At 73.1% G+C, this 17,075-nt stretch carries 14 protein-coding genes; 4 read left to right on the forward strand and 10 right to left on the reverse strand.

The window, feature by feature from the left end; translation table 11 throughout:
• Positions 1-261: 261 nt before the first annotated feature.
• On the forward strand, positions 262-1,701 hold the full coding sequence (locus tag ACYQ8L_RS09195; RefSeq protein ID WP_459941490.1) for a 4Fe-4S binding protein: 1,440 nt from the start codon (positions 262-264) through the stop codon (positions 1,699-1,701).
• A 117-nt stretch (positions 1,702-1,818) separates the two neighbouring features.
• Here ACYQ8L_RS09195 and ACYQ8L_RS09200 read toward each other — a convergent pair whose 3' ends face one another.
• The 8 genes from ACYQ8L_RS09200 to ACYQ8L_RS09235 all read right to left on the reverse strand — a co-directional run bounded on the left by ACYQ8L_RS09200 (position 1,819) and on the right by ACYQ8L_RS09235 (position 11,080).
• Entirely contained in the window at positions 1,819-2,676 is an 858-nt protein-coding gene (locus ACYQ8L_RS09200; protein WP_459941491.1) for a right-handed parallel beta-helix repeat-containing protein, read from the reverse strand.
• 208 nt (positions 2,677-2,884) lie between these two features.
• Positions 2,885-3,925 carry a carboxypeptidase regulatory-like domain-containing protein gene (locus ACYQ8L_RS09205; RefSeq protein ID WP_459941492.1) on the reverse strand — a complete coding sequence of 347 codons (1,041 nt, stop codon included), beginning with the start codon at positions 3,923-3,925 and terminating at the stop codon, positions 2,885-2,887.
• The gene (locus tag ACYQ8L_RS09210; RefSeq protein WP_459941493.1) at positions 3,922-4,953 is read right to left on the reverse strand and encodes a hypothetical protein; all 1,032 of its coding nucleotides are present in this window, start codon (positions 4,951-4,953) and stop codon (positions 3,922-3,924) included. The genes ACYQ8L_RS09205 and ACYQ8L_RS09210 overlap by 4 nt, the downstream gene beginning before the upstream one ends.
• 236 nt (positions 4,954-5,189) lie before the next feature.
• Positions 5,190-6,227: a carboxypeptidase-like regulatory domain-containing protein gene (locus tag ACYQ8L_RS09215; protein WP_459941494.1), complete on the reverse strand. Its 1,038-nt coding sequence runs from the start codon at positions 6,225-6,227 to the stop codon at positions 5,190-5,192.
• Complete coding sequence (locus ACYQ8L_RS09220) at positions 6,224-8,662, reverse strand: spermidine synthase (protein ID WP_459941495.1); 2,439 nt, start codon at positions 8,660-8,662, stop codon at positions 6,224-6,226. The genes ACYQ8L_RS09215 and ACYQ8L_RS09220 overlap by 4 nt, the downstream gene beginning before the upstream one ends.
• Positions 8,643-10,109 carry a CRTAC1 family protein gene (locus tag ACYQ8L_RS09225; RefSeq protein WP_459941496.1) on the reverse strand — a complete coding sequence of 489 codons (1,467 nt, stop codon included), beginning with the start codon at positions 10,107-10,109 and terminating at the stop codon, positions 8,643-8,645. The genes ACYQ8L_RS09220 and ACYQ8L_RS09225 overlap by 20 nt, the downstream gene beginning before the upstream one ends.
• Before the next feature lie 115 nt (positions 10,110-10,224).
• On the reverse strand, positions 10,225-10,716 hold the full coding sequence (locus ACYQ8L_RS09230; protein WP_459941497.1) for a ribonuclease toxin HepT-like protein: 492 nt from the start codon (positions 10,714-10,716) through the stop codon (positions 10,225-10,227).
• On the reverse strand, positions 10,676-11,080 hold the full coding sequence (locus ACYQ8L_RS09235) for a nucleotidyltransferase family protein (protein WP_459941498.1): 405 nt from the start codon (positions 11,078-11,080) through the stop codon (positions 10,676-10,678). The genes ACYQ8L_RS09230 and ACYQ8L_RS09235 overlap by 41 nt, the downstream gene beginning before the upstream one ends.
• A 244-nt stretch (positions 11,081-11,324) precedes the next feature.
• Here ACYQ8L_RS09235 and ACYQ8L_RS09240 point away from each other — a divergent pair, with 244 nt between their 5' ends.
• On the forward strand, positions 11,325-11,720 hold the full coding sequence (locus ACYQ8L_RS09240) for a HEPN domain-containing protein (protein WP_459941499.1): 396 nt from the start codon (positions 11,325-11,327) through the stop codon (positions 11,718-11,720).
• Positions 11,695-12,054: a nucleotidyltransferase domain-containing protein gene (locus ACYQ8L_RS09245; RefSeq protein WP_459941500.1), complete on the forward strand. Its 360-nt coding sequence runs from the start codon at positions 11,695-11,697 to the stop codon at positions 12,052-12,054. Before ACYQ8L_RS09240 ends, ACYQ8L_RS09245 begins: the two co-directional genes overlap by 26 nt.
• A gap of 152 nt (positions 12,055-12,206) precedes the next feature.
• Here ACYQ8L_RS09245 and ACYQ8L_RS09250 read toward each other — a convergent pair whose 3' ends face one another.
• Complete coding sequence (locus ACYQ8L_RS09250; RefSeq protein WP_459941501.1) at positions 12,207-13,556, reverse strand: hypothetical protein; 1,350 nt, start codon at positions 13,554-13,556, stop codon at positions 12,207-12,209.
• A gap of 393 nt (positions 13,557-13,949) precedes the next feature.
• Positions 13,950-14,330 carry a response regulator gene (locus tag ACYQ8L_RS09255; protein ID WP_459941502.1) on the reverse strand — a complete coding sequence of 127 codons (381 nt, stop codon included), beginning with the start codon at positions 14,328-14,330 and terminating at the stop codon, positions 13,950-13,952.
• Between the two features lie 806 nt (positions 14,331-15,136).
• On the opposite strand from ACYQ8L_RS09255, the gene mutL reads away from it, so the two are divergent.
• Positions 15,137-16,951 carry a DNA mismatch repair endonuclease MutL gene (gene mutL, locus ACYQ8L_RS09260; RefSeq protein ID WP_459941503.1) on the forward strand — a complete coding sequence of 605 codons (1,815 nt, stop codon included), beginning with the start codon at positions 15,137-15,139 and terminating at the stop codon, positions 16,949-16,951.
• The last annotated feature ends 124 nt before the right edge of the window (positions 16,952-17,075 follow it).

Here is a 17,075-nt window from a genome sequence, read left to right on the forward strand (position 1 = left end):
TGGCGGCGAGGCGGCTGGGCGGCTTCCTGCGCTTTGGTGGCGCCGTACCACGCGAGGGGGGAGCGGGTACGTCAGGATCCGAGTTGTGGGAGCGCCTTCCAAGGCGCGATCCGGGCCGAAGGCCCGCAGGGAGGGCGTCGCGGCCTGGAGCCCGCTCCCACAGGCTTGGGCAAGCGGCGACGCCGAAATCCGGACGGCTTTTAGCCGCCTCGCTGCCCGGCCGCCCAGCCGCCTAGCCGCCCCAGAACGGAGTCCACACCTTTGTCCACCCGTCCCGTTGATCTCTACCGCCATCCCCTGACCCGGCCGTTCCTGCGGCCTGTGGTCCAGACCGCCCTCCGGGCGCTTTGGCTCGCCGGAACCGTGGCGCTGATCGCCCTGGGCTGGGGCTACGACGCCATCCCCGGGGTGCCCGATCTCCACCCCCGGGTGTACACCCACGCCACGACGCTCCTGTTCTGGGTGTTCTGGTTCATGGGGCTCGTGGTGGCCGTGCCGGTGCTCGGGCGGGCCTGGTGCGGGGTGTGTCCCCTGGGGTGGGTGGCCGACGGGTTCGGCCGCCGGGGCCTGGGGCTCCCGTGGCCCCCGTGGATCGCCCGGGGGTGGGGGAGCCTTGCGGTGTTCGGGGCCGGGGTGGCCGCGGTGGTCGGGTTCGAGGCGAACCTCAGCCCCCACGCCACCGCCGCGCTCATCGCCGGGGTGGTGGCGCTCGCCGTGGGAAGCGCGGTTCTGTGGCGCCGGAGCGCCTTCTGCCGGGGCCTGTGTCCCGTGGGCACCGTGCTTTCCCTCTACGCCCGGCACACCCCGCTCGCGGTGAGGGCCCGGGACCCCGGCCGCTGCAGCGCCTGCGGCCGGGCCTGCGTGGCCACCGACCCCGAGTGGCGACGCCTCGACTGGGGCCGGTGGGTCTGGTTTCGCCGCAGGGACCGGGCGGGTTGCCCCGTGGCGCTCGATCCGACCCGGATGGATCCCACGGAGTGCCTGCTGTGCCTGCGGTGTGTGCGCCGCTGCCCGGAGGGGAACCTGGGGGTGTGGTGGGGCCGGCGGCCGGCCGCGGGGGCGCTGCCTCCCGCCCGGGCCGTGTTCCTGGGGCTCCTCCTGGGGCTCGTGTCCCTGGCCCTCTACCGCACCTGGCCCGAGGCCGAGGTGGCCGTGACGCCCGGGGTGCTGCCGCCGGCCTGGTTCCGGGCCCTCTGGATGGGGGCGGTCGTCCCGGCGGTGCTCCTCGGCCTGCCGCCGATCCTGGGGCGCCTGGGCGCGCGGGTGTCGGGGCGTCCCGTGGCCGGGGCGCCCGGGTCCGCGCCCGGCCCCGGGCCGAAGGCTCGCGGCTGGGGGTGGCTCGCCGCGTTGCCCGCCTTCGTGGGCCCGGTCCTCGGCGGCCACCTGGCGCTCGCCCTGGTGAAGCTGAACGCGAAGGCGGCCTACCTGCCGTACCTCGTCTACGATCCGTGGGGCGCCGAGACCTACCTCGCCATCCACGCCTCGGGCCTCCTGCCGAAGCCCGACCTTCTGCTTCCGCTGGCGGCCCTTCGCTGGGTCGCCCTCGGGATCCTGGCCGCCGGCATCCTCGGGGGCGCCCGGGTCCTGTGGTGGCGCGTCCGCGACCCGGCCACCCGGCCGGCGGCGGCGTGGTACCTGCCGTCGTGGTTCGTGGTGAGCGGCGGCCTGGCCGCGGCCCTCTGGCATTGGCTGGGGGGGTAGGGGGACGTGCGGACGGTAGGACGTGCGAACGTTGGGACGTTGGGACGTTCGGACGGAGACGACCGGCGCGGCGGGCGGGGCGGACGACCTGCGAGGAACGGCTTTCGGGCCCACCGACTACCGGGGCGGCTCGCCCCGGAAGGGCCAGGGGACCGGTTCGGGGTCGGGGAGAACGGGCTCGACCGTGATCCCGGGGCCCCGGGGTCGTTCCCGGCCGTCCAGGGAGGCCTCGGCCACCTCTTGGGCCGTGAGCCCGCCCCAGTAGTTCTCGGGAAACGCGAGGCCCCGGTCCTGCTCCCACCCGAGCTTTACGGGCACCCGGTTTCGCCTGAGGTTGTTCCGGCGGAACACCGTGCCGCCCCCGCACCGGGTCACCGCGAAGACGCCCACCTCGTTGTCCGAGATCTCGTTTCCCTCGATCCGGGCCGGGTGGCCGCGTTCCTCGAACCGAATCCCGTGGGTGTTGTGGTGGATCCAGGTGCCCGTGACCACGAGGTCGGCGGTGGAGAACCGCACCCCGTCCACGTTTTCGGCGAACTCGCAGTTCCGGATCGCCGCCGGGCTGTAGTGGACCTGGATGCCGCTGAAGGCGTGGCGCGCCCGGACGCGGTCGAGCTTGGCCCCGGCCGCGAAGTTCACCATGAGGTACTTCCAGTCCCCCGGCCGGGGATCGGGTTCGGCCGAGGCGAGGTCGATCGGTCGGTCGGCCGTGCCCACGGCCGTGAGCCGCCCCTCCACCGTGATCTCGGCGTCGCCGATCCCGTCGCCGTCCCAGTCGATCCGCCGGAAGCGCACCCGGGTGCCGGGGGCGAGCACGAGTTCGCCCCCCGAGCGCACCACCACGATCCGGTCCACCACCACCTCGCCCGACCACTCGGCCCGGCCGGTGATGGACTCGGTGGGCATGGCGTGGAGGTCCGACGGCGCCACCCCGGGCCCGGGCGCCCGGCATCCGGCCAGGAACAGCAACGGCACAACATGGGCGGTGAAAGCCCAGACGAGTGTGAGCGGCGACGAACGAGGGAAGGGTCGTGACGGGTGGCGGGTGACGGGTGACGGGGGTCCCGCGGCCCGGCCTTCCCGCCTCCCGGCTTTCGCGCCGCCCGGCCGCCCGGCCGCCCGGCCGCCTCGCGTCCCCGCGTCCCCGCGTCCCGGCTTCCCAGCCTCCCAGCCTCCCAGCCGTTCAGTTCCCACCCAACACCCTCTTCACCACGATCTCCACGCCCTCCCGCACCCGGCCCTTGGGCACCACGAGGCCGTGATCCGGGGAGCCCTCGTAGAACCCGAACCACTCGCCCGGCACCGGGGAGCCGCCGGCGTTCTCCCGCGCGCCCAGGTAAAAGAGGCCCCCGTCCCCCAGGGGCAGCTCGAACCGGCCGTCGGGGCCGGTGGGGAGCGTGCGAAAGTCGGGCATGCCGTGGCCGATGATCCGGTTGCGGTAGGCGAACACGTACACCCCGGCCACGGGCCGGCCCTCCGGGTCCACCACCCGGCCCCGCACCCCGGTGCCGGTGAGCCGGAGGATCCCGGCGTCGGGAGGGGCGTCGCGCTCCTTCTCCACCAGGTGCAGGTCGAGGCGGGTCTCCTGGCCGTCCTTCACGGCCACGGGGTTCGCCGGGGCGATGCCGTAGAGGTCGCCCTCCCGCACCGGCCCCATGCCGGGACCCTGGCGCTTCCGGGCCACCACCCAGTACTCGCCGGCCCAGACCCCCTCGATCCCATAGGCGCCGTCGGGTCCCGTGGGAAACGACTCCATCACCCCCGGGCCCCGGAGCCCGTGGTCCGGGTCGGCGTACAGTGTGACGACGGCGCCCTCCACCGGTTGACCCCGGAACCGGACGTGGCCCGCGATCGCGCCGAACCCGGGTTCGGCCTCCCGAAGCGGGGCGAACGAGGGGGACTCCGCCGGCACGGCCTGGAGCCCGATCCAGACCGGCTCCCCCGCCGGGACGTAGAAGGGGTTCTGGCCCGGCAGCGCGGCGAGCGCGCCCGGGCCCCGGGCCTCCACCCGGTAGGCCCCCGGCGGCAGCCGGTCCAGGGCAAACCGGCCGTCGGGGCCGGTGCGGACCTCGAAGGCGGGCCCGCCGGCCCGGGGTTCGAGCCGCACCGCGGCGCCCGCCAGGGGGGCGCCGTCGCGCATCACCCGGCCCCGCACCGAGGCCGTGGGGGCCGCGCAGGCCCCGAGTAGGAGGGCCGCAAGGAGGCCGGCGGTCCACCGGGTCACCGCGCCCCTCCGATCCGGATCGTCACCGGCGCCGGGGCGTTGCCCGACACCTCGGCGTCGCCGAACGCCTCCCCCTCGGCCAGCGGGCCGCCCAGGCTCTTGCGGGCCCTCAGGTAGGCCGCCGTGCCCGGGGGGATCGGCACATGGGCCTTGCCCTCGGCGTCGGTGGGGGCGCTCACCGCGAGCGGCGGACCGGCCCGGTTCGGGGCGGCGTAGGCGAGCACGTAGTACCCCTCGGCGGGGGCCCCGTCGGGGCCCGTCACGACCACGGGCACGCCCTGGTAGGCATGGGGGTCCTCCTCGAGTTGGCTCAGGCGTTCCACGAGGGGGATCTCGATCCGGACGGTTTCGTTGGGGCCCACGGTCAGGGGGTTCCCCGCGTAGAAGTTGAACCGGTCGCCGATCTCGATGGGGCCGAACGACCCGCCCCGGGCCCGCTTGCGGGCCACGAGGTAGTAGGTGCCGGGGGGAACGGCCACCCGGAATGCGCCCGTGCGCACGGGCACCGTCTGCCGGGCCGGGCCCCGGAAGGCGGTGGCGGGGTCCGCGTAGATCGAGAGGTAGCATTTCTCCACCGGCTCGCCCTGGAACGTGATGACCCCCTCGATGCGGCTCCGCTCCGAGGGTTGCCGTTCCTCCCGGGGCACCCGCACGAGATTGAGCCCCACGGCGGTCCAGGCCCCCTCGGTGACCACCACGGGGGACCCGGCGTAGAGGCACCAGAGATCCCCGGGTTCGGGCCGGGGCCCGGCGTTCCCCTCGGCCTTGGCGAGCCCCTCCACCACGTAGCGGCCGGGGGGAAGCTCGATCCGGTAGGTGCCGTCGGTGGCCGTGCGGGCCTGGGCCGCGGGCGCCTCCCCCGTGAGCGGGCCGAAGGTGCCCGGCGCGTACGGATAGGCCCGGACGACCAGCCCCTCCACGAGGGTCCCCTCGTGGCTCACCCGCCCCCGGATCCCCTGCTCCGCCAGGGCTCCAGGCGCCCAGCCCGTGAGCACCAGGGCCGCCAGCACGGCCAGGAAGGTTCCCACCGATCGCTGTGCAGTCCCGGCGGCGGCGCACCTCCCTCTCCCCCCGAGGGGGAGAGGGCCGGGGTGAGGGGGGCCTCCGGAACGCCCCCTGCGCGACGGGATCCGGATCCCGTCCGCACAGCGGGTTTTCGCCTTCCAGCCTTCCAGCCTTCCCGCCTTCCCGCCGCAAAGGGACTCGCAGTTTCGCGCGAACGGGCTTTTCATCGGCGGGCCCGCTGGTTCGTTCGTCCTACCCGTCACCACATCTCCTCCACCTCGATCCGGATGCCTTGCCTGTGCTGGCCTTCGGCCACCGGGACCCCCGCGCCGTCCTCGCCCCGGAACGCCCCGACCTTCTCGCCGGGTTCGGCCGGGCCCCCCAGGCGGCTCCGGGCCCCGAACCAGTACCGGCCCGGGCCGGGAAGATACACCCGAAACCGGCCCACGGGGTCGGTGGGCGCCGACAGGGCCGCCGGTTTCCCCACCATCCGGGGGTCTGTGAACGCGAGCACGTGGAGCCCGGCCACCGGGCGCCCCGCGGCGTCGGTCACCGTGCCCTCGGCCCAGGTGTCGGCCGCCGGGGTCGCCCGGAGGGTCTGGCCCCACACCGCTGGGTTCAGGGGCCGGAGTTCCAGGGGGGGCACCGCCACCGGGCCGGGGGGCTTCACCTCCACCGCGGTCTCGGCCACCCGGTCACCGGGTTCCAGGGCGCCGTGGGGTTCGCCGGTCTGGCGCCACCGGGCGGCCAGGGTGTAGGGGCCGGGGGCCAGGACGAGCCGGTAACGCCCCTCGGCGTCGGGTGTGGCGGCCGCCGCGAACCCGGGCCCCGTGGGCCGCTCGGGCCGGCCCGGGTAGGCGTACACCATCACCTCGGCCGGGGGGGCGCCCCGCACCTCCCCCTCCACCGAAACCCCGCCGGCCGCGGCCGGCGAGCCGAAACCGGACGGGTCCGAAAGGGCCACGTGGGCCGTGGCCGTGCGCCCAGCGGCCACCGAAACGGGCGCCGGCTCGGCCTGGCCCCGGAGCCGCACCCGGCGGCCCGGGCGGTCCACCGTGGCCCGGGCCCAGACCCAGTAGGTGCCGGAGGGGAGTTCGAGCCGGAACCGTCCCTCCTCGTCCGTGGGGCCTTCGGCCACGGGCGGCACCGAGGGGTCCAGGTCCGGCCGGGCGTAGGCCTGCACCAGGGCGGCCGGCACCCCCCGGCCCTCCCATTCCACCGTGCCCTCGACCCGCCCCGGCCCCTCGGGGGAGGTGCATGCGGCGAGCAGGAGGGCGAGGCCGAGAACCCACCTCACGGCGCCCCCCTCCCGAGCCGGGGCGCGAGCCCGGCCGCCGCGAGGTAGAGGCCCGCGCCCAGGGCCAGGGTGGCCGTGTACCCGCCGTGGAGGGCGACCAGGAGCGCCCCCACCGACCCCAGCACCCCGGCCGCCCCGTTCAGGGCCCAGGCCCAGGGCAGGCACGGCCCGGTGCCGGGGCCGAGGAGCCCGAGTCCCGCCGGGAAGGGGATGCCCATGAGCACCGCGAGCGGGAGGAGGGCGACGAAGGCGAGCCCCGCCCGGCCCGCGAGGCCCCAGGGATGGTCGGGCCGAAGCCACGCGGGCCCGAACTCCGCCCAGAGCGCGGCGGCCCCGGCCACGGCCAGAAGCACGAGGCCGAGCCGCCCCGGGGTGGGCGCGATCCGCCGGGCGCCGAGGCTCCCCAGGCCGCTTCCGCACAGGAACGCCGCGAGAACCGCGGCGGCCGCGTACACGGGGTGGGCCAGGAAGAGCACGAGCCGCTTCAGCACCCCGATCTCGACGAGCATGTACCCGGCGCCGAGGAGCGAGGCGTAGGCGAGCGCCGCCCCGCCCCCGCGGGGAAGCCCGTGGCGCAGGCCCACGGGCGCGAGGAGCCCGAGCCCCACGGCGGCCGCAAGCCCGAGGAACGCGGTGCGGAGCACGAGCACGCCCTGGTTGTCGAACCCGGCGGCCCGGTCCGGGGCGGTGAGGAAGTCGCCGGGGCGCAGGGTGTAGTAGAAGAACGGCCGGTCGTCCGTGGGGGGCGAGACGTCGTAGGGCAGCTCCGCCAGGGCCGCCCCGAGGTCCGGGGCCTCGAGGAGCCGCGCGAGGAGCCCCCCGTCGGCCTCGCCCCCGGGGTAGAGGACCCGGAACCGGTTCTCCCGGGCGAAGGCCCGGATGACGGCGTCGTCCGCGGCCGAGAACGGGGTGCGGCCCACGAGCACGCTCGCCACGGCCCGGTCGGCCACCACCCGCACGTGGGCCGCCGGGTTCGCCACCCCCTCCCGGTCCAGGAGGTCCCGGGCCAGGGCCACGAGCCGCGGGGCGCGGCGTTCCGTGGCGAACAGGGTGATGGACACGATGCCCCGCTCGGTCAGCCGGGCCCAGTACGCGGCCAGGGCCTCCCGGGTGTGGAGAAAATCCTCCGACAGGGTGAAGGCGCCGGCGGCCGGGGGCATCCGGCCGAACACGGCCGAGGCCTCGATCACGTCGTAGCGCTCGGCCGTGCGGGCCGTGAACGCCCGGGCGTCGGCCACCATGAGCGAAACCCGGGGGTCCCGGTACGGCCGGCCCGTGAACTCCCCGAATATCTCCTCCACCATCTCCACCACGCCGGGGTTGATCTCCACGGCCCGGATCGTGGAGCCCGGGAACGAAAGCCCCACCCACACGTCCTTCCCGCCCCCGGGGCCCACCACCAGGGCCCGGGCGCCGGGCCGCAGGTGCCAGGCCAGGGCCACCAGGTTCCGGCGGAAGTACTCGGGGGTCCGGCGGGCCTCCTCGCCCTCGAAGAGGTTCGTGTACCCGGAGTCGTCCACCACGAGCCCGATCTGGGCCGGGTGGGGCCCCCGGTAAGCGGGCGAAAGGCCGAAGGGCCGGGCGGTCTCGCCGGGGGCCAGGGGGTAGGCCGCGACCCGGCTCATGGGGTTCCACCGCACGGCCAGGAGCCCGGGTTCGTACCGGCCCCGGGCCAGAGGAAGTTCGGCCGCCCCGGTGGCGTCGAGCCCCTGGGCGGCGGCAAGGCCCGCCAGGACCACCACCGCCGGTCCCCAGCGGCCGATCCGCCGGGCCACGGGCGCCGCGGCGAGGGCGGCCACGAGGGCGAGCGCGGCCGGCGCGCTCCAGACGGTGAGGGCGAGCGGCACGGCCGCCGCTCCCGCGCCGGACCCGGCGAGCACCCAGGCGTAGGCGCGGTGGAGGCGCGGGGGGCTCGCCGCGAGTTCGGCGGCCAGGGCCACGCCGGCCCCCAGGAACGGGAGGCCCGCGGCGCCCGCCAGGGCGAGCACCCGCCAGGCGATGCCCTCGGTGGGGAGCGTTGCGGCCGTGCGGGCGAAGGGCTGGAAGAAGGGCTGGTGGAACGGGGCCAGGGTCCAGGCGGCGAGCCGGGGGCTCGCGTGGATGACGCACAGCCCCCCGACCACGGCGAGCATCCCCATGGCGAACCCGGCCGCCCCCCACCGCACGAGCCCGGGCGAGGCCCTCCGGCGAATCCCCACCCACACGCCGCCCAGGGAAAGCCCCAGGAGCGCGAGCCCGATCGTGAGGCTCGCGAAGTGGTACCACATGAGCACGGAGAAGAGCCGGAGCAGGAGGAGTTCATAGGCGAGCACCCCGGCCGACAGCGCGAAAAGCCCGGGGCCGCCGAGCCCTGCGGGGGGCGACAAAAAGGGCTGCCCCGGGGCAGCCCTTGGTCCGTCGAACGAGGCCCCGCGCTCAGCGGGAAGCGAGCTCACGCGGCTCCTCGACGGTGAGCACCTGGCCCGGCGCGACCCCGGTCACGACCTTCCGGGTGCCGTTGGGGAACCGGACCTCCACGGTGTAGGTCTCCCCCGCCCGGACCCCGAAGTGGAGCTCCTGGGGGGGCTGGGCGCAGAAGCCCGAGGCGGTGGGCAGGTCGGCCATGCCCACGATCCGGTCGCCCTGGCGCACCCAGACCCGGGAGCCCACGGCCATGCGGTTCGAGATCGTACCGACGAGCCGCACCTTGAGCCAGTTCCCGTCGTTCAGGGTGTTGCGGAACAGCCGGTTCTCCACCCCCCAGTTCACCACGTAGAGGTCGAGGTCGCCGTCGCCGTCCACGTCGGCGAAGGTGGTGCCCTTGGTGCGCACGGTTTCGCAGCGCACGTCGGGGTTGCGCTCGGCGATGTTCGTGAAGGTGCCGTCGCCGTTGTTCCGGTAGAGCTGGTTCGCCACCTTGCAGTCGCCCTCGTAGAGGTCGAGGTCGCCGTCGTGGTCGATGTCGCCGAACGTCGGGCCCTTGCCCCAGCCCTCGTCGGCGAGTCCCGCGGTCTTCGCCGCCTCGGTGAAATGCCCCGTGCCGTCGTTGAGGTACAGGGCGTTGGGGCCCACGTAGTTCGACACGAACAGGTCGAGGTCGCCGTCGGTGTCCACGTCGGCGAAGGCCGCTCCGAGGCCCCAGTTGGGGTCGGCCACCCCGGCCTCGGCGCTCGCGTCGCGGAACGTGCCGTCGCCGTTGTTGAGGTAGAGCCGGTTTGGTTCCCCGGCCGGGTACCGGCCGTTCACCACGTAGAGGTCCTGCCACCCGTCGCCGTTCACGTCGGCCCACACGGCCATCCACGACCAGGAGCGGTCGCCCACGCCGGCCTGGTCGGTCACCTCGGTGAAGGTGCCGTCGCCGTTGTTGTGGAACAGTTGGTTCTTGGCACCCACCCCGTAGTTGGCGAGGTAGAGATCGAGGTAGCCGTCCCGGTCGTAGTCGGCCGCGGCCGCCGCATAGGTGAAGGCCTTCGAGCCCACCCCGGCCTTCTCGGTCACGTCCACGAACCGGCCGCCCACGTTCCGGAGCAGGCGGTTCGCCTCCACCTCGTACCGGCCACCCTTGGCCAGATAGAGGTCCACCCAGCCGTCGTTGTCGTAGTCGAAGAAGATCGAGCCCATGGCGAACCCGGCGTCGCCCAGGTTGTCGCCGGCCTCGGCCGTGATGTCGGTGAAGGTGCCGTCCCCGTTGTTGCGGTACAGGCGGTTGGCGCCGCCCTTGTTGGAGACGTAGAGGTCCCAGTCGCCGTCGTTGTCGATGTCGGCGAACGCGGCGCCCTTGCCGTTGCCGGCGTCGCCGACCCCGGCCTCCTCGGTCACGTCCACGAACAGGCTCTCGGCCGCGAGCGCCGGCGCCCAAGCGAGCGCGGCCACGGCCACGGCGGAAACGATGCGGCGCTTCAAGGGTGCCTCCTGGAACGAAGAAACGGTGGAAGCCGACGGTGCCACAGTATGTCCCGGGAACCGCCGCCGGTCAAAGGGCGCGCACGCCACGGGGTACGGAAAACGGGCGGCAAGGTTACTCGGTGTGCGAACCCTCGGTTTGCTCGAGGCGCTCCAGGAACCGCCGGTGGGCGTTTCGAAACGCGTCCAGCGCGGCCGGCACCCTGCGGTCCAGGAGTTGGAGTTTCTCCACGTCGAGGGCGCGATGGTACAGATGGCGGAACACGTGCCGGAACGCCCGGAGTTCGTCGATCCGGTCCCGTTCCTCGGCCGTGAGGACGGCGGGGCGCACCCCGGGCACCTCGATGGCCATGCGCTCGAGAAGGTGCCGGTGCCACCGGGACGGATCGATCCGGTTTTCGAACGCCTTCGCCACCCGGAAGAAGTAGTTCTCCATGGCGGAATAGAGGCTCGAGATCGTGTAGGCCAACGCGACGTAGTCGAACTCATCGGGTTCGATCCGGGCGAGTTTTGCCTTGACGAGGCCGTACTTCTCCACCACGGTCTCGACGTCGCGCGCGTCGGCCTCAAGTTCGGCCCGAAGAACCTTCGCCTTCTCGTCGCTCATAGAGGACCACTCCATCCCGTTCGATCGCCTCGCGCAAAACGGGGCGGGCGTCGGCGGGGTCGACCACGTCCACCTCGAAGTCGCTCCGGAGGGCCGTGGCCACGGCGCGAAAAAACGCCTCGGGCGAGTCGGCCTCCACCGCAAGATCGATGTCCGAAAGTTCGGTGAAGGGCCGGCCCTTGGCCACCGACCCGAAGAGCACGATCCGGCGGATCCCCGCCCCGCAGCGCTCCACGATGGCCCGCGCGATCCGCTCGGCCTCGGCACGCGCCTCCTCGGCGCGACGCCGCTCCCTCTCCCGCCGGGCGGCGTCGAGTTCCCGGAGACGAAGGACGATGGGATCCGTCGCGCCTTTGTCGCTCACGATCGGCCTCTCGGGGTGCCCTGCGACGTCGGGCACGGGGAACTGCGCAGGAGAGTGGGGAGGATCTTCTGGCCCCGGCGTCGAAACGCCTGGCGCGCCGGGTGTCGGCCGCCACAACCTCTTGGCGCCACGATGATTCCCGACCCGCCGCGGGGTGTCAAGGAGGGGGCCGGGCGCCGTTGCCAGCCCGAAGGGGGCCTGGTAGGTTGGGGGCGACGCGCTTGCCGACCGAAGGAGGCCGCACATGCCCGCGCGCACGAGGGACTGGATGGCCCAGGCCTGGAGGGACCTTGAGCAGGCCCGCCACAGCCGGGAAGGCGGGTTCCACGAGTGGGCCTGCTTCGCCGCCCAGCAGGCGGCCGAGAAGGCCCTCAAGGCCGTGTACCAGCACCTTGGATGCGACGCCTGGGGCCATGCGGTGAAGGGGCTCTTGGAGGGGCTCGGGAAGCGGGTGCCGGTGGATCCGGAGTTGTGGGACGACGCCACCGACCTCGACCGGTACTACATCCCGGCCCGGTACCCCAACGGCTGGGCCGAGGGGGCGCCCAAGGACATGTTCACTCGGCGGGATGCGGATCATGCGATCGGTTGTGCGGAAAGAATCCTACGGTTCTGTGACGGTCTTCTCGCTCGATCGTGAGGAGGCCCTGCGCCGGGTGCGCGAGGCGGCCGAGCGGTTGGGGCGCGAGCGGCCCGAGGTCCGGTTCGTGGGGCTCTTCGGCTCGCTGGCCAAGGGCACGGCCGTGCCCGGCTCGGACGCCGACCTGATCGTCGTTCTGGACCCCACGGATCTCCGGTTTCTCGACCGGCCCCTGCGCTACGGGCCCTACTTCGAAGGCGTGGGGCTCGACGTGGACCTCTTCTGCTACACCCCCGAGGAACTCCCCCGCACCCCCCTCGCTCGCACCGCCCTGCGCGAAGCGCTGCCGCTCTGGGGGAACCTCCCGGAGCCGGGGGCCACAACAGGGGAGTAGCATTGCCCCGAGGCACCCCGACCTTGGCTGTTCCCTGGTCCGAAAACTTATAAACTTAGCAGCGTCCCGGCCTTGGTTCCCCGAAGGTACGCAAAAAAACACCCCGGAGGGCGGACCCTCCGGGGTGTTTTTCGCGTTGCCGGTGCGCGAGCTTAGTAGCTCACGTTCACCATGGCGTAGAGTTCGTAGAGGTCGTCCGGGTCCTTCCCGGCGTCGCTCTTGTCGTAGAAGTCGCCCAGGAACGCGTAGGCGCCGTTCAGGCTCAGGTCCACGACCTCGGCCAGCTTGTAGCCGACCCGGAGGGCCACCTCGGTGCCGAGGCTCTTACCCTCTCTCTCCTCCGTCTTCCGGTCGTCCTCGAGGGCAGCGAAGTAGCCCAGGCCGCCCTTGACGTAAACCTGCTTCATCATCGGCGGCACGTAGCTGCCCGACAGGGTCACGCCCCAGAGACCCCAGCCGGCGTAGGCGGCGTCGGTCATGGCGTAGCCGAACTGCCCGTAGCTGTTCCAATAGGCGTCGTTCACGAAGATGAGAAGGTTGTCGCTGTAGAAGGAGAACTGCTCGGCCGTGTTCGGGCTCACGAAGTTCTCGGCGTCCGAGTCGCCCGCGTCGTCGTCGCTGCTGAAGAAGATACCCCGCAGGCCGAGCTTGGCGCCCGCCACCGAGAAGTTCACCTTGGCGCTCGCGGCGAACCCGCTGATGTCCAGGTCGTCGCTACCCGCGCCGTCCTTCACCGTCCCGAAGTTGTACGCGAACCAGCCCTTCACGTCGAACATGTCGGCTTTGTAGGCGGCGTTCGCACCCACGTAGTACACGTCGGCGGAGTTGGGGAACCCAAACCCGCCGGCGTTCGCGTTGAAGTAGTACCCGTCGACGCCCACGCTCAGGTTGTCCATGGGCTTGAAGCCGAGCTGCAGGGCCCACAGGTCGATGTCGTCCTCGGCGCTGACGCCGCCGACGGCCGGCGTGCTCTTCGCCGTGGGAGCCGCCGCGCCCTCCCGCAGGAGGCCCTCCTGGAGCTTGAACCAGCCCGCCGTAACTTTGACCATCCCGAAGTCGCCGCCCAGCTTAAGCCCGGCCATGTCGGAGGCGGTCAGCACCGCGTCCCAGTTGTCCCCGAAGCCCTGCAGGCCGAGCCGGGCGCTCACCGGGGTGTCGGGGATCTTGACGTCAAGGTACAGGTTCTTCGTTTCCAGGTTCACGGAGTCCCCACCCCAACCGCCGCCCAGGTTCCGGGAGGTGGAGTAGGAGGCGTCGCCGTACTGCATGTCCACTTCACCGAAGTACGTGAGGCTCACGTACTCGTTGAGGCCCATGGTCCACTTGGCCCGGAACCGCTGGTCCACGAGCCGGTCCGGGTCCGCGTCGTCCTTCTTGGACAGGTTCGCAGTGATGAAGCGCGCCCGATAGTAGCCGTTGATGCTGTGGTCCTTCGCGAAGGCCGGCAGGGCCATCGCGACGGCCAGGGTGCTCGACAGAGCGACGATCAGTTTCTTCTTCATTCCCATTCCTCCTGTAGTTGGTTGACCCAACCCTTCAGAAAACCTTCGGTCCTAGGAAACCCTCTCCTTTTTCCTCCGGTGGCTCACCTCCTTTTTGCCAGGTCGTGGGAAACCGAATCTACCCCTCCGAAACCCTCTCTATCTCCGAACCAAGCCGCCCCAAGAGGGGACGGTGGAGGTCAATAAAAAACCTCGCGCGCGGAGCATAACAGCGGTTCAAAACGGGTGTCAAGCCCCGAAACGCCGTTCTCACGCCGCAAAACGCGAGGTCGCTTGCCTGTAGGGTGGTCCGGCAACCCGTTGCTCCCTGGTCTAGGGGTCCGTGGCCGAATCGGCAGGGAGTATAGCCATGGGCCGCGCGGTTGACAAGGGGTGGGCGAAAATAGCGGGGTTTCAAGCGGTTTCGCCGGGCATCCGGCGGGGGAGCTTGGCGAGGCGGTCGAGGAGGGTTTCGGGATCGAGGGGCTTGAGGAGGTACCCGTCCACCCCGAGTTCCCGGGCCTGGAGCACGGTGTCGGCGTCGGAGCGCGACGTGAGGACCAGGATCGGGAGGTGGCGGGTCTTGGCGCCGGCCCGCAGCCGCATGACGAGCTTTAGCCCGTCGAGCACGGGCATGACGATGTCGGTGAGCACGGCGTCGTAGTGGTTGGTGAGGGCCAGCTTCAGGCCCTCGAGGCCGTTTTCCGCAAGGTCGCAGGTGTGCCCCGCGCCTTCGAGGATCTCGGCGGCCTTCTTTCGGACCACGGAGCTGTCGTCCACGACGAGGATGTGCATGGCGACTCCGCTCGGACGCTGGGACGCGAGGACGTTGGGACGGTGCGGTGTGGCCCCCTCACCCCGGCCCTCTCCCCCCGCCGGGGGGAGAGGGAGGCACACGGCGAACGGCCCCTGGCGCGAAGCGGTTCCCCCTCCCCTGGCGGGAGGGGGACAGGGGGAGGGGGGTAGGAACGCCTTCCCCTGGTCCTCGTCCCCCGGGGAAGATGAAGTCTCTTTACGGGTGGCGCCGGGCGCCGGCGTCGAGGTCAGGTGGGCCGAGGTATCCCTGAGGTATCCCTTTTGATTGCCCCTCCGGGGGGTGGCACCTGTGCCCGCCCATACCCTGTTGGGAGATATCGGCAGGGAGGGCGCGCTTCTTGAGGGGGCACGGAGGCGGGTGTTAGAGTCGGGTAGGCGGCTAGGCGGCTAGGCGGCTAGGCGGCTAGGCGGCTAGGCGGCTAGGCGGCTAGGCGGCTGGGCGGCTGGGCGGCTGGGCGGCCGAGGGGCGCGGCGCCGGGCGGTGTTCTCGCCCGTCACCGCTCACCCGTCACGCGTCACGGGGGTAAAGCTTGGCGGCTTGGCGGCTAGGCGGCTAGGCGGCTAGGCGGCGGGCCGTGCGCCGGGGGTGCGGGGGTGGGAGCGGCGTCCACGCCGCGATCCGGGCCCGAAGGCCCGCCGGAAGCGGTTTTGCGCAGGATTGCCCTGACTCCCAGGCGGGGGGCACGGGGGTAGGCCTCCCAGCTTCCCAGCATTCCAGCTTTCCAGCCCTCATGCCGCCCAGCAGCCAGGCCGCCTCGCCGCCTAGCTCGTACACGGAGATCCCCATGGAACATCCAACCGGCCCCCGCCGGAAGGTGCGGGTGCTGCCCGACGAGATCGCGAACCGCATCGCCGCGGGCGAGGTGGTGGAGCGGCCCGCGAGCGTGGTGAAGGAGCTCGTGGAGAACGCCGTGGACGCCGGGGCGACCCGGGTCCGGGTGCTCCTGGAGGGGGCGGGGCGGCGCCTCGTGGCCGTGGAGGACGACGGCGAGGGCATGACCCGCGACGACGCCCTCACGGCCCTCGAGCGCCACGCCACGAGCAAGATCGCCGGTGCCGAGGACCTCGACCGGATCACCACCCTGGGATTCCGGGGGGAGGCCCTGCCGAGCATCGCGTCGGTGAGCCGGGTGCGGATCGTGACCCGGCCGCCCGGGGCGGCCGAAGCGACCGAGGTGCGGGTGGAGGGGGGCCGGGTGATCTCGGTCGAGGCTGCCGGGGCGCCCCGGGGCACCACGGTGGAGGTGGCGGACCTCTTTTTCAACGTGCCGGCCCGGCTCAAGTTCCTCAAGACCGACGCCACCGAGCTTCGCCACTGCGTGGAGACCGTCACCCAGTTGGCGCTGGTGCACTTCGACGTGGGGTTCGAACTCCGAAGCCAGGGCCGGGTGCTCCTGGCGGCCCCGCCGGGCCAGAGCCTGGAGGAGCGCACGGCCCAGGTGGTGGGGGCGGAGGCCCCGGGCGGGCTCCACTGGGCCCGGAGCGGCGAGGGCGACCGGGCGCTCACGTTCGCGTTCGCGGCGCCCCACGAGGGCCGGGGCTATCGGAAGGGCCTCCGGCTCTTCGTGAACGGCCGGCCCGTGCAGGACCGGCTCCTGGTGCGGGCCGTGACCGAGGGGTACCGGGGGCTCCTGGAGTCGGGCCGGTACCCGCTGGCGCTCCTGTGGGTCGAGATCCCGCCCGACGAGGTGGACGTGAACGTCCACCCGGCCAAGCGGGAGGTCCGGTTCCGGGACGAGGGCCGGGTGTTCCGGTGGGTGGCCGGGTTCGTGGCCGAGAGCCTGGCCCGGGCGCCGTGGCTGGCGGCCGGGGGGACGGCGGACGAGCCGAGGGGCGCGGAGGCCCCCCGGCCCGAACTCGGCCGGGTGGCCGAGGCGATCGAGGGGTACGCCCGCCGGGTGGGCTCGGGCGGTGGGGCACCGGCGCGGCCGTGGGCCCCGCGGCAGGCCCCGGCCCTCGGGGGGGCGGGGACATCCCGGCCCGCGCCGCCGCCTCCCCGGCCGGGGCTCCGGTTCGAGGAACCCCGGCGCGGGCCCTACGAGGGCCTGCGGTTCCTCGGGGCGGTGGAGGCGACGTATCTGGTCTTCCAGGACCCCGACGGCCGGGAACTCGTGGTGCTCGACCAGCACGCGGCCCACGAGCGGGTGCTCTACGAGCGGTTCCTCGCCGAGGGGCCGGCCCGGCCGGTGCAGCGGCTTCTTGTACCGGTGACCGTGGAGTGCTCCCCCACGGAGCGGGCCCTGTTCGAGGAGCGGCGGGACCTCCTGGAGTCCCTGGGGTTTCGGGTGGAGCCCTTCGGCGAGGCGGCGCTGGCGGTCACCGAGACCCCGGCGGATCTCCCCGCCGGGGCGGCCGAGGCCGTGGTCCGGGACCTCCTGGCGGCCGGGGCCGAGGTGGCGGCCGAGGGGCGGGACGCCGTGGCCCGCCGGGCCGCCTGCGCCGCCGCCGTGAAGGCCCGCAGGGCCCTGGAAGCCTCGGAGGCCCACGCCCTCCTTTCGGCCCTGGGCCGGTGCCGCCACCCGACCCACTGCCCCCACGGCCGGCCCCTGGTCGTCCGCCTGGGCCGCAAAGAGCTCGAGGGGATGTTTCATCGGCGGTAGGGCGGGCGTTAGGACGCGTGGACGTGCGGACGTTAGGACGGGAGGATGTTGTTGGCTCAGTCGCTGGTTCGGCTGGTTCCCGACGCCGGGGATCCGCTGGTGGGATCCCTCGCCACGACGAACG

The organism is Deferrisoma palaeochoriense (genome assembly GCF_054656955.1).